The 14,780-nt window shown below is 45.5% G+C and carries 12 protein-coding genes and 1 tRNA gene; 11 read left to right on the forward strand and 2 right to left on the reverse strand.

Annotation, left to right across the window (positions count from 1 at the left end; all coding sequences use genetic code 11):
• The first annotated feature begins 84 nt into the window (after positions 1-84).
• From JOE49_RS06755 to JOE49_RS06765, 3 genes are all read left to right on the forward strand, one after another.
• Positions 85-354 carry an HPr family phosphocarrier protein gene (locus JOE49_RS06755; RefSeq protein ID WP_013368811.1) on the forward strand — a complete coding sequence of 90 codons (270 nt, stop codon included), beginning with the start codon at positions 85-87 and terminating at the stop codon, positions 352-354.
• A gap of 272 nt (positions 355-626) precedes the next feature.
• Entirely contained in the window at positions 627-1,388 is a 762-nt protein-coding gene (locus tag JOE49_RS06760; protein WP_209940768.1) for an SIMPL domain-containing protein, read from the forward strand.
• A 239-nt stretch (positions 1,389-1,627) separates the two neighbouring features.
• Entirely contained in the window at positions 1,628-2,737 is a 1,110-nt protein-coding gene (locus tag JOE49_RS06765) for a PdaC/SigV domain-containing protein (RefSeq protein WP_069080714.1), read from the forward strand.
• Between the two features lie 126 nt (positions 2,738-2,863).
• On the opposite strand, the gene clpP is transcribed toward JOE49_RS06765, so the two are convergent.
• The gene (gene clpP, locus JOE49_RS06770) at positions 2,864-3,460 is read right to left on the reverse strand and encodes an ATP-dependent Clp endopeptidase proteolytic subunit ClpP (RefSeq protein ID WP_013368815.1); all 597 of its coding nucleotides are present in this window, start codon (positions 3,458-3,460) and stop codon (positions 2,864-2,866) included.
• A 210-nt stretch (positions 3,461-3,670) separates the two neighbouring features.
• Positions 3,671-3,745 (reverse strand) — tRNA-Arg (locus JOE49_RS06775).
• A gap of 269 nt (positions 3,746-4,014) precedes the next feature.
• Between JOE49_RS06775 and JOE49_RS06780 the strand changes: the two genes are divergently transcribed.
• From JOE49_RS06780 to rnr, 8 genes are all read left to right on the forward strand, one after another.
• The gene (locus tag JOE49_RS06780; RefSeq protein ID WP_023986487.1) at positions 4,015-5,052 is read left to right on the forward strand and encodes a sugar-binding transcriptional regulator; all 1,038 of its coding nucleotides are present in this window, start codon (positions 4,015-4,017) and stop codon (positions 5,050-5,052) included.
• 94 nt (positions 5,053-5,146) lie between these two features.
• The gene (gap, locus tag JOE49_RS06785) at positions 5,147-6,157 is read left to right on the forward strand and encodes a type I glyceraldehyde-3-phosphate dehydrogenase (protein WP_023986488.1); all 1,011 of its coding nucleotides are present in this window, start codon (positions 5,147-5,149) and stop codon (positions 6,155-6,157) included.
• Between the two features lie 120 nt (positions 6,158-6,277).
• Entirely contained in the window at positions 6,278-7,459 is a 1,182-nt protein-coding gene (locus tag JOE49_RS06790; RefSeq protein WP_023986489.1) for a phosphoglycerate kinase, read from the forward strand.
• A gap of 59 nt (positions 7,460-7,518) precedes the next feature.
• On the forward strand, positions 7,519-8,271 hold the full coding sequence (gene tpiA / locus JOE49_RS06795; RefSeq protein ID WP_023986490.1) for a triose-phosphate isomerase: 753 nt from the start codon (positions 7,519-7,521) through the stop codon (positions 8,269-8,271).
• A gap of 1 nt (position 8,272) precedes the next feature.
• Positions 8,273-9,817 (forward strand): 2,3-bisphosphoglycerate-independent phosphoglycerate mutase, encoded by a 1,545-nt coding sequence (gpmI, locus tag JOE49_RS06800; protein ID WP_028541876.1) that lies wholly within the window; start codon positions 8,273-8,275, stop codon positions 9,815-9,817.
• Positions 9,818-9,880: 63 nt separating this feature from the next.
• Positions 9,881-11,167, forward strand: coding sequence for a phosphopyruvate hydratase (gene eno / locus JOE49_RS06805; protein ID WP_013308266.1), 1,287 nt, complete (start codon positions 9,881-9,883; stop codon positions 11,165-11,167).
• Between the two features lie 339 nt (positions 11,168-11,506).
• Positions 11,507-11,740 carry a preprotein translocase subunit SecG gene (secG, locus tag JOE49_RS06810; RefSeq protein WP_013308268.1) on the forward strand — a complete coding sequence of 78 codons (234 nt, stop codon included), beginning with the start codon at positions 11,507-11,509 and terminating at the stop codon, positions 11,738-11,740.
• A 188-nt stretch (positions 11,741-11,928) separates the two neighbouring features.
• Positions 11,929-14,553: a ribonuclease R gene (gene rnr / locus JOE49_RS06815; RefSeq protein ID WP_209940769.1), complete on the forward strand. Its 2,625-nt coding sequence runs from the start codon at positions 11,929-11,931 to the stop codon at positions 14,551-14,553.
• Positions 14,554-14,780 lie beyond the last annotated feature (227 nt).

Consider the following 14,780-nt stretch of genomic DNA (forward strand, 5'->3'; position numbering starts at 1 on the left):
GTCTGTCCCGGGTTAATGTTATAATGTGATAAATAAAATGGAGTAAGTAGTGTCCAGATTTATTTGATGAGGGGGTAAGCTGACATGTCAAAACATCCGGTAGTCGTACGCTTGAAAACAGGACTGCACGCCAGACCTGCTGCGTTGTTCGTACAGGAAGCGAATAAATATTCATCTGAGATTTTTGTGGAAAAAGAAGACAAAAAGGTTAATGCCAAGAGCATCATGGGAATTATGAGTCTTGCCATCAGTACAGGTACTGAAATTAATATTAGTGCTGAAGGTGCGGACGCCGAACAGGCTGTAAACGCTTTAGTAAGTCTGGTTAGTAAGGTAGAGCTGGAAAATCAATAAACAAAGATTTGCTTTGTGATATGGTGTATGCTCTTAGTGAAAAGCCCCTTTGGGGCTTTTTTTGTATCCAGAAAAAAGTCTTCGAAAACTCCTCCGTTAACTGTTTTATGGATGGATTTGTTGAATATAGAGACTGTATTAAGTTCAAACTATAAATAATTAAAATCCCCGTGGTCATGCTCTGTTTCGGAAATTTGTACGCTTGGCTGCAACCTTTTTCCGTCTTTTCCGTCTGGAAGGTACAAACATTTTCAAGAAAGAGGTTGAATTCAATGAGACTTTGGACAAAAACAGTAGCCACGGCAGTTCTCGCAGGAGCATTAATGGCAGGGGGAGTAGCAGGCGGATTATGGACGGGGGCAGATCGTGCTTATGCTGCGTCAACAGCTTCGACGGTAAACGGTGTAATTAATGTGACTGGAAGCGGGGAAGTATTGGCGAAGCCCGATATTGCTTATCTCTCTATCGGTGTACAATCGGAAGGGAATACGGCAGCCGCTGCTCAAAAAGCCAATGCTACAAAATTGAACAAGGTTACACAACTGCTGAAAGAAAAGTGGAGCATTAGCGCAGATGACATTCAGACCAGCCAGTTTTATGTACAGCCTAACTACACCTATAACGAAAAAGAAGGGCAGAAGCTCAAAGGCTACACTGCCAACCATACACTTTCCGTCAAATACCGCGATTTGGATAAAATCGGTCAGTTGTTGGATGAGGCGACCAAGTCCGGAGCCAATAACGTAGATAATGTACGTTTTTCCGTGGAAAATCCTTCGACTTATGAAGAAGAAGCCATTACTAAGGCATTGGGAAGCGTACAATCTAAAGCCAGTGCTGTAGCTAAGGCAGCCAAACGCGGGTTAGGTGCTCTTGTGAGTGTGACGGTAGATGGCGGAGAAGCACAAATCTTTACACAACGTGAAAATGCCATGTCAAAATCGCTCTTGGACGTAGCAGGTGGCGGGACAGAGATACAATCGGGGCAAGTAACAGTGAAAGTTCAAGTGTCGGCTCAATACGAAATGAACTAATATAGATCATCAAACGAAGCCACAAGCGGCCAGCATCATGTGCAGGCTGGCTTGCTGGCTTTTTTTGTATACCGAAACCTTTTTGTAATGAGTCTGTCATAGCTAAGGGTTATTAGGTGTACATATTGAAATCGGAGAGTGTACAGATTGTAAACTACATACAATAGGGTATAGATATAATAATAAAAGTAGTTATCACACATAGACAATACAGATCATTAACAGGAGGAATATTTAATATGAGTAAGCATGCAATAAAATGGGGTTCAGCACTGCTGGCGGCAGGGATTTTCGCAGGAGTCACAGCTGTTCCCGTTTCCTATATCCAGGCAGCATCGACGAAACAGCAGCAAGCGACAACACAGCAACCAGGAATCACCATCCAATGGAATGGTAAAACGTTGCCCGCTAAAGGTGTCCAAGTGAACGGGAGTACAATGATTCCGGTGGCCGCACTGCGCGACAGCTTGGGGATTCCAGTAAGCTATGATGCGAAAACAGCGACATATACCGTAGGTAGCGGGTACAATAAACTTTACATTATGGCTTCTTCCTCGGATGCCTACGTCAACGTCAATGGAATCAATACACGTAGTATGGATGCCAAACAGATCGCTGGGAAGCTATACATTCCTATGAGTTTGCTGAAAGACTATCTGGGCATAGATGCTCAATGGAATGCAGCTCAGAAAACAGTAACGCTGAGTAAAAGCCAGCTAAATCCGATTACAATTGCGTCTCAAACACTTCCAGCTTCGAGTAGTGCGAAGGTGTCCTACAAGATTAAGTACCCGCAAATCAGCGGTAGCCAGCTGAATTCTGAGGCTCAACAGGCCATTAACAATGTGCTTAAAAAGCATGCAGAAGGTATATTGGCAGCAGGCAAAAAGATGATGGCTGAGGGAGAGGCTACAACAGAAAGACCGTATGAGTTCGGAAATGATTTTGTGATTGCCTATAACAAAGATGGTATTCTGAGTGTGATTATGCAGGACTACTCGTATACGGGTGGCGCGCATGGCATGACGGCACGTAAAGGATATACGTTCTCGCTCGCTGATGGTAAACTGCTGCAATTGTCTGACGTATTGAAGGCAAATCCGAACTACAAAAAGTTCCTCAATGCTGATTTGAAGAAAAAAATCGATGCACTTCAGGCTGGCGAAGGATTCGGCAAATTTAAAGAGCTGGCGGCAGATCAGAATTTTTATGTGACGAACAGTGGAGTAACAATCGTGTTTGATTTGTATGATTATGCGCCATACGCGTATGGAATTCCTGAGTTCACCTACTCGTTCGGTCAACTGCTGCCTCAAGGTGGAAAGCCTTTTGCGGGACAGAATGAATAGTAGAAATAAATAAGTCCAATTGTCTATAACCTAAAAAACAATAAAGCAAAAAAGCTGCCTACCGGATAAGGACATCCGGAGCAGCTTTTTCATTTACCAGTTATCGAAAGAGGTAAATTTCTTCTCTTATACACCTTCTGGAGAGGAGCTAGTTAGCACTTTATCAATAATACCGTATTCCTTGGCATCATCAGCAGACATGAAGTAGTCACGGTCTGTATCTTTTTCAATGCGCTCCAGTGGTTGGCCTGTGCGATCTGCGAGAATGCGGTTCAGTTTATCACGCATTTTCAGAATGCGGCGTGCGCGGATTTCGATATCCGTTGCCTGGCCTTGTGCACCACCCAGGGGTTGGTGGATCATAATTTCACTGTTTGGCAAAGCGAAACGTTTGCCTTTGGCGCCTGCATTCAGCAAGAACGCGCCCATGGAAGCCGCCATACCTACGCAAATCGTAGATACGTCAGGTTTAATGTATTGCATCGTATCGAAAATGGCCATACCAGCTGTAATGGAACCGCCAGGGCTGTTAATATACAAGTGAATATCTTTTTCAGGATCTTCGGCAGCCAAAAACAGCATTTGCGCAATTATAGAGTTGGCTACAACGTCATTGACGTCCGAGCCTAACAAAATAATGCGATCCTTTAACAGTCTGGAATAAATGTCATAGGCGCGTTCGCCGCGGTTACTTTGTTCTACTACCATAGGAACATAGCTCACGTCAAAAAACCTCCCTTAAATATCGTTAGTGGATTTGGTGGACATGCCGATTACACGTCCCTTATTTATAAACTGTTACCGTAATAACCACATGATAAACAATTTCAAACAAAAAGTCAAAGAAAGTCAAACTAATGATTAAAAAAAAGAGCCCTCAGCGCTCTTATTGGTTAAAACATTATATAGAAGCATCTAAGCGTTCATTTAAAATGGCGCGCCCGCGAGGAATCGAACCTCGATCTCAGGCTCCGGAGGCCTACGTCATATCCGTTGGACCACGGGCGCATAGTTGATTCAATGCAAACAACTAACTAATTAAACAACTAATTGGAAACAAAGATGATTATATGATATACAGCAGTGAATTGCAAGCTTTTATTAAATGCGCATATTCAGATAAATGGTTGAGAAATATAGGTTCAGATAGACTTGCATATGGAGCAAATATTGGTTAAGATATACGTGGGACTTAAAAAGTTATCCCGGGACGTTTTAAGACCAGTTAGAGATAGAGCATTAGAGACAGAACTTAGAAGTGTGCGGGAGTGGAAAGCATGCGAAAGATATTAGAAATACAGAAGCAGCTTCTGCCCGACCTCATGGATGTTTTGAAAAAAAGGTACACGATCCTGCATCAGATTATGCTGTCCGATGTTGTTGGACGCAGAACACTGGCAGCTTCACTGAACATGACCGAGCGCGTGTTGCGCGCCGAAACCGATCTTCTTAAAGCTCAGGGGCTAATTGAGATTGAGAGTGTAGGCATGAAGGTGAGCAAAGCAGGACTGGATCTGCTGGAACAGCTGGAGCCGATTGCGAACAACTTGTTCGGCCTGTCCCAATTGGAAGACCAGATTCGTCAAGCCTATGGTTTGAGGAAGGTGGTTGTCGTTCCAGGGGATTCGGATGCTTCTCCGTTAACAAAGCAGGAGCTGGGGCGCGCTGGAGCAAAAGCGTTGCTGAGTGTTATGGACGACGAGGATGTGGTCGCTGTAACAGGTGGCACGACGATTGCCGACGTGGCGGAACAACTGGCACTACCTTCTAATGGCCCACTTAAGGGTGGGTGGTTTGTACCGGCACGCGGGGGTTTGGGAGAAAGCATGGAAATGCAGGCCAACACAATTGCTTCCACAATGGCTCGCAAGGTAGGCGCTCAATACCGTCTGCTCCATGTACCGGATTTGCTCAGCAATCATGCTTACAACTCCTTGCTTGAAGATACGAACATTCAGGATATATTGAACCTGATTCGCGAGAGTCGTATCATCATTCACGGGATAGGCAACGCCATAGCGATGGCACATAGACGTAAACTTGATCCCGAAACCTTTGCCCAGATCAGCAGTGAAGGAGCGGTAGCCGAATCGTTTGGTTATTACTTTAACGAAGATGGCGTCGTTGTTCACAGAATGCTGACGCTTGGACTCCGATTGGAAGACATTAGGCGTACCGATACGGTTCTAGGTGTAGCTGGAGGCAAAAACAAGGCGGCCGCTATTCATGCGGTACTGCGTTTCGGGCAAGAGGACATTCTAGTCACCGACGAAGGCGCTGCTGTTGAGATTGTAAGTCGTTATTTAAATGATTAATATAGGATTTATGAATAATGTTGTCTTGACGGGCTTTCGGGTCTGTCTTGAATATATAAAACTAAACTAAACGAACTTTGGGAGGAACTCACTCATGACAGTTAAAGTTGGTATTAACGGTTTCGGACGTATTGGACGCCTTGCTTTCCGCCGGATTCAAAATGTGGAAGGTATTGAAGTAGTAGCAATCAATGACTTGACAGATTCCAAAATGTTGGCACATTTGTTGAAATATGATACAACACAAGGTAATTTCCAAGGACAAGTAGAAGTACATGACGGCTTCTTCAAAGTAAACGGTAAAGAAGTTAAAGTTTTGGCTAACCGCAACCCTGAAGAACTGCCTTGGGGAGACCTGGGTGTAGACATCGTTCTGGAATGTACAGGTTTCTTCACAACTAAAGAAGCTGCTGAGAAACATTTGAAAGGCGGCGCTAAAAAAGTTGTTATCTCCGCTCCAGCTACTGGCGACATGAAAACTGTCGTTTACAACGTAAACCATGAAATTCTGGACGGAACTGAAACTGTAATCTCCGGTGCTTCTTGCACAACAAACTGCCTGGCTCCTATGGCTAAAACACTGCAAGATAAATTTGGTATCGTTGAAGGCTTGATGACTACAATTCATGCTTACACTGGCGACCAAAACACTTTGGATGCTCCACATGCTAAAGGAGACTTCCGTCGTGCTCGTGCAGCAGCTGAAAACATCATTCCTAACACAACTGGTGCTGCTAAAGCAATCGGTTTGGTTATCCCTGAGTTGAAAGGTAAATTGGATGGCGCGGCTCAACGTGTTCCAGTACCTACAGGTTCCCTGACTGAGCTGGTAACAGTTCTGGAGAAAAACGTAACTGCTGAAGAAATCAACGCTGCGATGAAAGAAGCTTCCGATCCTGAAACTTATGGATACACTGAAGATCAAATCGTTTCTTCCGACATCAAAGGTCTTACTTTCGGTTCTTTGTTTGATGCAACTCAAACTAAAGTTCTGACTGTTGGCGACAAACAACTGGTGAAAACTGTAGCTTGGTATGACAATGAAATGTCTTACACTGCACAATTGATCCGCACGTTGGAATACTTCGCAAAACTGGCTAAATAAGAACAGTCTTATTGAGCAACATCATAGAGCGGAAACAGGTTATTGTTTCCGCTCTTTATATATCAAATGTGCCTTGAATTCCTGATTCGTAAAATTATAAGGGTGCGGAGGAATATGGAGATGAACAAAAAGAGCGTACGTGATATAGAACTGAATGGAAAACGGGTGTTTGTTCGTGTAGATTTTAACGTTCCGGTTGAGGACGGTAAAATTACGGATGACAAGCGTATTCGTGAAACCTTGCCAACCATTAACTACCTGATTGAAAAAGGTGCAAAAGTTATTTTGGCGAGTCACTTTGGACGTCCAAAAGGTCAGGTTGTTGAATCCATGCGTCTGACTCCTGTTGGCGTACGTTTGTCTGAGCTGCTGAAAAAACCAGTAGTTAAAGTGGACGAATCGGTAGGCGAAGCTGTTAAAGCGAAAGTGGCTGAACTGCAAAACGGCGACGTGCTGTTGCTTGAAAATGTACGTTTCTATGCAGGAGAAGAAAAGAATGATCCTGAATTGGCGAAGCAATTTGCTGAATTGGCAGACGTTTTCGTGAATGACGCATTTGGTGCAGCACACCGTGCTCATGCTTCCACAGAAGGTATCGCGCATCTTCTTCCGGCTGTTTCCGGCCTGCTGATGGAGAAAGAATTGTCTGTAATCGGTAAAGCTCTTTCAAACCCAGATCGTCCTTTTACAGCCATTATCGGCGGTTCCAAGGTAAAAGACAAAATCGACGTGATCGACAACCTGCTGAATATTGCAGATAACGTAATCATTGGTGGCGGTTTGGCTTATACATTCTTCAAAGCTCAAGGTCATGAAGTGGGTCAATCCCTACTGGATGAATCCAAATTGGACGTAGCTCTTGGTTTTATCGAAAAAGCGAAGAAGCTCGGCAAAAACTTCTACCTTCCGGTTGATATTGTGGTATCTGACGATTTCAGCGCTACGGCGAACACAAACATTGTGGATATCGACGGCATTCCTTCAGATTGGGAAGGCGTGGACATCGGACCGAAAACACGTAAAATCTATGCAGATGTTATCAAAAACTCCAAATTGGTTGTTTGGAACGGACCAATGGGCGTATTTGAAATCGAGCCTTTCGCTGGTGGTACTCGTGAAGTAGCGGAAGCTTGCGCAACAACTGAAGCATACACCATCATTGGTGGCGGTGATTCAGCGGCTGCGGCTGAAAAATTCCACTTGGCTGACAAAATGGATCATATCTCCACTGGCGGCGGCGCATCTCTGGAATTTATGGAAGGCAAAGCACTTCCGGGTGTTGTTGCACTTAACGATAAATAATCAAACGCACTATGCGTGAATAAAGCTTTAGGGCACCTAATAGTTAGGAGTTGAAACCATTGAGAACACCGATTATCGCGGGTAACTGGAAGATGTTTAAAACCGTACCAGAAGCTAAAACTTTCATCGAAGAGATCAAAGGCAAAGCAGAGGTTGCAGGAGTGGAAAGCGTGATTTGCGCACCATTTACGAATCTTCCTGCTCTGGTTGAAGCAGTAAAAGGCACGTCTATTAAAATTGGCGCACAAAACCTGCACTTTGCAGAAGATGGCGCATTTACAGGTGAAATTAGCGGTGGAATGCTAAAAGATCTGGGCGTAGACTACGTTGTAATCGGACACTCCGAGCGTCGTGAATATTTTAATGAAACAGACGAAACGGTGAACAAAAAGGTTCATGCAGCATTCCGTCATGACCTGACTCCAATCGTATGTGTAGGCGAAAAGCTGGAAGATCGTGAAGCTGGACAAACCAAAGAGGTTGTAAAAGTGCAAACTGTAGCAGCTTTTGCTGGTTTGGCTAAGGATCAGGCTGCACAAGTAGTTGTTGCTTATGAGCCAATCTGGGCCATCGGAACAGGCAAATCCTCCACTTCGCAGGATGCGAATGAAGTGATTTCCTATATCCGTAGTCTGATTAAAGAGCTGTATGATGAAAATACAGCAAATGCTGTACGTATTCAGTATGGTGGCAGTGTAAAACCTGAAAATGTTACTGAGTACCTGGGTCAAAGCGATATCGACGGCGCGCTTGTGGGCGGTGCCAGTCTTCAACCGGCGTCGTACATCGCGCTTGTTGAGGGGGCGAAGTAAGATGACAGCACCAAAACCGGTAGCTTTAATTATTATGGACGGGTTCGGATTGCGTGACACCGTAGAAGGTAATGCGGTTGCGCAGGCCAACAAACCGAATTACGACCGGTATTTACAACAGTATCCTCATACAACGCTGACGGCTTCTGGCGAAGCAGTGGGTCTGCCTGAAGGACAAATGGGTAACTCCGAAGTAGGTCACTTGAACATCGGCGCAGGCCGAATTGTATATCAAGACTTGACTCGTATTTCGAAGTCCATTCGTGACGGTGAGTTCTACGACAATGAAACACTGGTTAAAGCAGTGCAACATGCTAAGAAGAACAACACGAAACTTCACCTGTACGGACTGTTGTCTGACGGCGGCGTGCATAGCCATATCAGCCATCTGTTCGCTATGCTGGACTTGGCGAAAAAAGAAGGCTTAACTGAAGTGTACATTCATGCTTTCATGGATGGACGCGACGTTATGCCTGACAGTGGCGTAGGCTTCATGCAGCAACTGATCGCCAAAATTCAAGAAGTGGGCGTAGGCAAAATTGCGACTGTACAAGGACGCTATTATGCTATGGACCGCGACAAACGTTGGGAACGTGTGGAGAAATCTTACCGTGCAATTGTATACGGAGAAGGCCCTCAATACACAGATCCAATGGAAGCATTGAAAGAATCGTATGAAAAATCAGTGTTCGACGAATTTGTGGAGCCAACGGTTATTGTGAAGGCTGACGGAAGTCCTGTAGGGCTGGTCGAAAGCAATGACTCTGTTATCTTCCTCAATTTCCGTCCTGACCGTGCGATTCAACTGTCTCAGGTATTTACAAACGCGGACTTCCGTGGTTTTGACCGTGGCCCGAAATTGCCTAAAGATTTGCACTTTGTTTGCCTGACGTTGTTCAGCGAAACGGTTGAAGGCTTTGTAGCTTACGAACCGAAAAACCTGGATAACACGTTTGGTGAAGTGTTGGTTCAAAACAACAAAAAGCAATTGCGTATTGCTGAGACTGAAAAATATCCGCACGTTACTTTCTTTTTCAGTGGCGGACGTGATGTGGAGCTTCCTGGCGAAACTCGTATTTTGATCAACTCGCCTAAAGTGGCTACATATGACTTGCAGCCGGAAATGAGCGCGTATGAAGTAGCGGATGCTGCTGTTAAGGAAATCGAAGCCGACAAGCATGATGCGATTATCCTGAACTTTGCCAATCCGGATATGGTTGGACACTCCGGTATGCTGGAGCCAACGATTAAGGCGGTAGAGACGACGGATGAATGTGTTGGACGTGTTGTAGATGCGGTTAAAGCCAAAGGCGGCGTGGTTATTATCATTGCTGACCATGGTAACGCGGATATGGAAATTGATGAGCAGGGACGTCCGTTCACAGCTCACACAACTAATCCGGTTCCGTTCATTTTGACTGACGAAAATATCGTTTTGCGTGAGCATGGAATACTGGCTGACGTAGCTCCAACGCTTCTGGATTTGATGCAACTTCCGCAACCTGCGGAAATGACAGGAAAATCTATGATTGCATCCCGCAAGTAAGCTTGATTTAATAAGTATAGGCTTGACCAATAAATCATGATTCACAAAGGAGATTAAGTACAAATGACTATTATTTCTGACGTGTACGCTCGCGAAGTCCTCGACTCCCGTGGTAACCCAACGGTTGAAGTTGAAGTATATCTGGAATCCGGTGCTATCGGTAGTGCTATCGTTCCTTCCGGTGCCTCCACAGGCGCTCACGAAGCTGTAGAGCTTCGTGATAACGATAAATCCCGTTACCTGGGTAAAGGCGTTCTGCAAGCTGTTAAAAACGTGAACGAAATTATTGCTCCTGAAGTAATCGGCTTGGATGCTGTGAACCAAGTAGAAATCGACACGCTGATGATCAAATTGGATGGTACACATAACAAAGGTAAATTGGGTGCAAACGCAATTCTGGCTGTATCCATGGCTGTAGCTCGCGCTGCTGCTGAAGCTCTGGGCTTGCCACTGTACACTTACCTGGGCGGATTCAATGCTAAACAATTGCCAGTGCCAATGATGAACATCGTTAACGGTGGCGCTCATGCCGACAATAACGTTGACGTACAAGAGTTCATGGTTCTGCCTGTAGGCGCTCCTACATTCAAAGAAGCTCTGCGTGTAGGCGCAGAAATCTTCCACAACCTGAAATCCGTACTGAACTCCAAAGGTTTGAACACAGCTGTTGGTGATGAAGGTGGTTTTGCTCCTAACTTCAAATCTAACGAAGAAGCTCTGTCCACTATTATCGAAGCGATCGAAAAAGCTGGTTACAAACCAGGTGTTGACGTATTCCTCGGTATGGACGTTGCCTCCACTGAGTTCTTCAAAGATGGAAAATACACTTTGGAAGGCGAAGGCAAATCCTTCACTTCTGCTGAGTTCGTTGACCTGCTTGCTTCTTGGGTTGATAAATACCCAATCATCACTATTGAAGATGGTTGCTCCGAAGATGACTGGGAAGGTTGGAAATTGCTCACTGAAAAATTGGGCAACAAAATCCAATTGGTTGGTGACGACCTGTTCGTAACAAACACAGAGCGTCTGGCTAAAGGTATCGATGAAAACATCGGTAACTCCATCCTGATCAAAGTAAACCAAATCGGTACGCTGACTGAAACTTTCGATGCTATCGAATTGGCTAAACGCGCAGGATACACAGCTGTCATCTCTCACCGTTCCGGTGAATCCGAAGACAGCACAATCGCTGATATCGCTGTTGCAACAAATGCAGGCCAAATTAAAACAGGTGCTCCTTCCCGTACTGACCGTATTGCGAAGTACAACCAATTGCTCCGCATTGAGGATCAACTGGGTGAACTGGCTCAATACCACGGCCTGAAATCTTTCTACAACCTGAAAAAATAATATTGCGCAAAAATGCTGATGGCGCCTCTGACTCATGGTTCATGATCACGAAGTCTCAACGCTCAAAGCTTTTACGCATTAAAAAACAGACCTACTCGCCACCGCGGGCAGGTCTGTTTTTTTGTTATTATGGATGTGTATGAGAATACATAACTTTGCAAAGGCTTAATGGCTGAGTGACTTGTATAACTGTTGTTATCTACTGGAAGCTGTGGTAGAATAAAAATAGTGTTTTGCGTTAATTTCCGGCTATTTATAACATGATATGTACATGTTTTCATAAAAGAGGCTGTGTTGTTTTGCAAAACAGATGTATAAGCTCAGGAGGTGGGATTTTTCATGGAAATCTTTTTGAAAGTGCTGCTCGTTGTGTTCTCGATTGCTGTTATTGCGGTTGTTTTACTGCAAAAGGGGAAAAGCGCAGGTTTGTCCGGTGCCATCTCTGGCGGTGCTGAGCATCTGTTCGGCAAAACAAAAGCTCGCGGTATGGATTTGATTTTACAACGTGCAACTGCTGTTTTGGGTGCGGGTTTTATGATCGTTTCTGTTTTAGTTGCATTTTTTGCAAAATAAGATAAATATGTACCTTAAGCCTTCGTTTCGCGGGAAACGGGGGCTTTTTTTAGATTTTGGACAGGCAGGGATGCCGTCGATTAAATTCGTGTATACTAGGGTATGAGTATATTAAGAGCCTTGTATCAGGAACAAGGACATGCGGATTTATTACTGAAAATTAAAGGTCACCCGAGGTGGACAATATTATGATAACAGAGCAACAACTACTCGATTTTATGCGCGAGACTGCATACAAACCCATGACTTACCAGGAGCTGGAGCAGCACTTTGATATTAAGGATGCAGAGGATTTTCGTGAATTTCTTAAGCTCTTGAATTCCTTGGAGGAAGAGGGGAAAATCCTGCTGACCAGCACAAACCGTTATGGCGTGCCGGAACGGATGGATTTGCAGCGTGGGCGTTTGCAGGCTCATGCCAAGGGATTTGCCTTTCTGATTCCAGAGGACCGGGAGCACCCGGATGTATATATTCATGCGAACGACTTAAAAAGTGCGATGAATGGAGATACGGTACTGGTAAGAGTGTCCTCGAAGGGACCTGCGGGCGGTCGATTAGAAGGTGAAGTTGTACGGATCGTGAAGCGTGCAGTGCTTCAAGTAGTAGGCGTGTTTCAGAGCCACGAAGCATATGGTTTCGTTCTGCCGGATGATAAGCGTATTAACCGGGATATTTTCATTCCAAAAACAAGCTTCAATGGAGCCGTAAACGGTCAAAAGGTCGTTGTGCGTATTGTGAGCTATCCAGAAGGACGAGCAGCGGCGGAAGGCGAAGTGTTGGAAGTTTTGGGTCATAAGGATGATCCGGGCGTCGACATTTTGTCAGTTATTCGCAAGCATCAGCTTCCGGAAGCTTTTCCAGATGAAGTTACAGAGGAAGCGGAGAATGCTCCCGACGCGATTACGGAAGAAGAGATTGTACGTCAGGGACGGCGCGATTTGCGTGATAAGATCATTGTTACCATTGATGGTGAGGATGCTAAAGACCTGGATGATGCTGTAAATGTAGAGCGCTTGCCGAACGGGAACTACCGTCTGGGCGTTCATATTGCCGACGTAGGGTATTATGTGCGTGAGAACTCTAAGCTGGATCAGGAGGCATATAACCGCGGTTGTAGCGTGTATTTGGTTGACCGTGTCATTCCTATGCTTCCACATCGACTTTCGAACGGAATATGTTCTTTGAATCCACAGGTGGATCGACTGACTTTATCCTGTGAGATGGAATTCAATGAGCATATGAAGGTTGTAAAGCATGATATTTTCACCAGTGTGATTAAAACGAAGGAACGGATGACGTACACTAACGTTCGCAAAATCCTCGAAGAGGAAGATGCTGAACTGATGGAACGGTACAAGGATCTCGTTGATGTATTCGGCACGATGAAGGAATTGGCATTGAAGCTGCGTGCTAATCGAATGCGCCGAGGTGCGGTTGATTTTGACTTTGATGAAGCTAAAGTGATTGTGGATAATGAAGGCAAAGCTGTAGATATTGTGAAGAGAGAGCGTACGATAGCTGAACAAATTATTGAAGAGTTTATGTTGGCGGCCAATGAAACGGTAGCCGAACATTTCCATTGGCTCAAAGTACCTTTCTTGTACCGGATTCATGAGGACCCAGATCCGGAGAAGCTGCAAAACTTTATGGCTTTCGCGGCTAATTTTGGGCATCAGATCAAAGGTAGAGGAAATTCCATTCATCCGCGTGCACTGCAAACGTTGCTGGAAGATATTCAGGGTACGAAGGAGCAAACCGTGCTTAGCACGATGATGCTGCGTTCGATGAAACAGGCAAAGTATGATGCGGAAACGACAGGACATTTTGGGCTAGCAGCGGAGTATTACTCTCATTTTACATCGCCGATTCGTCGTTACCCTGACTTGGTGATTCACCGTGTCATTCGTGAGGTATTGGAGAACGGCGGGGCTTTAACAGCCGAGCGTCAGGAATATTTGACTGCACGTATGCCTGATATTGCGCAGCAATCTTCTGAGCGTGAACGTGTGGCTGTGGATGCAGAACGTGATACAGAGCAGATGAAAAAGGCTGAATACATGCTGGACAAGGTCGGCGAGGAATTCGAGGGGATCATCAGCAGTGTAACCAGCTTTGGGATGTTCATTGAGTTGGACAATACAGTGGAAGGCCTGACGCGTCTGAGTGCGCTTACGGACGACTATTACCACTTTGACGAGCAGCATATGGCTTTGATTGGCGAACGCACCTCCAAGGTGTTCCGCATTGGGGATGAGGTTAAGGTTCGCGTCGCGCGTGTGAACATGGAAGATTACACAATTGACTTTGAACTTGTCGATATGAAGCAACGGCAACGCCGTGAACGGACGGGCGGTTCAGGACCGGGCGGAGGTTTTGCGCGTGGCGGTGAGGGCCGAGGTAAAGGCAAGCCCCATGAAGGGCGCGAACGTAAGGGTGGCAAGGACAAGACTGGCAAAGAGCGTAAAGGCGGTCGTGATGCTGCCGGAAAGCCTAAAGAAGCTGGTTCAGGCGTAGGTGGCGGAGGTATTAGCACCGCAGGTCGTTCAGGGCGCGGCGGTGGAAACGGAGCTGTAGCCGGCTCAGCTAGCAGCTTCGGCTTTGGTAGTGGCAAGGGCGGGTATAACTCGCCAGCATCCGGGGCAAGCAAGCGTCGGAAGAAGACGTCTGCCAGCGGTATTTTCATCGGCGGAGCAGCTACACCAGGTAGTGATGCCAGACCAAACGGTGAAGGCGCAGCACGTCGCAAGCGGAAGAATAAGGGCGGAAGTGGCGGTAATAGCACCGCGGGCTTTGTGCGGAAAAAGAAGAAGTAGGTAGCTAGAGCTTACTTACTTTGAAGGCTGGAGCTTTCATTGCAGTGTATGAAGCTGATTTGAAGCATAGGTATACGGGCGGTTTCTGTCTGCTGTATTGGATGGAAGCCGCTTGGTTCTAAGTGTGATATAAGTGCAGTTAGAAATGTAGAAGGCTTGACCTTTCTTGCTTTTACCATCTGAAATTTGTTACAATATATTTCTAGGTGGCTCTTTGTAGCCGGATT

The organism is Paenibacillus sp. PvR133, assembly GCF_017833155.1.
GTDB lineage: Bacteria > Bacillota > Bacilli > Paenibacillales > Paenibacillaceae > Paenibacillus > Paenibacillus polymyxa_B.

Coding starts and splice junctions, on each gene's coding strand:
- secG (WP_013308268.1), top strand. CDS start 11,507: ATGGAAATCTTTTTGAAAGTGCTGCTCGTTGTGTTCTCGATTGCTGTT.
- JOE49_RS06755 (WP_013368811.1), top strand. CDS start 85: ATGTCAAAACATCCGGTAGTCGTACGCTTGAAAACAGGACTGCACGCC.
- rnr (WP_209940769.1), top strand. CDS start 11,929: ATGATAACAGAGCAACAACTACTCGATTTTATGCGCGAGACTGCATAC.
- JOE49_RS06780 (WP_023986487.1), top strand. CDS start 4,015: ATGCGAAAGATATTAGAAATACAGAAGCAGCTTCTGCCCGACCTCATG.
- JOE49_RS06760 (WP_209940768.1), top strand. CDS start 627: ATGAGACTTTGGACAAAAACAGTAGCCACGGCAGTTCTCGCAGGAGCA.
- eno (WP_013308266.1), top strand. CDS start 9,881: ATGACTATTATTTCTGACGTGTACGCTCGCGAAGTCCTCGACTCCCGT.
- JOE49_RS06790 (WP_023986489.1), top strand. CDS start 6,278: ATGAACAAAAAGAGCGTACGTGATATAGAACTGAATGGAAAACGGGTG.
- gap (WP_023986488.1), top strand. CDS start 5,147: ATGACAGTTAAAGTTGGTATTAACGGTTTCGGACGTATTGGACGCCTT.
- gpmI (WP_028541876.1), top strand. CDS start 8,273: ATGACAGCACCAAAACCGGTAGCTTTAATTATTATGGACGGGTTCGGA.
- JOE49_RS06765 (WP_069080714.1), top strand. CDS start 1,628: ATGAGTAAGCATGCAATAAAATGGGGTTCAGCACTGCTGGCGGCAGGG.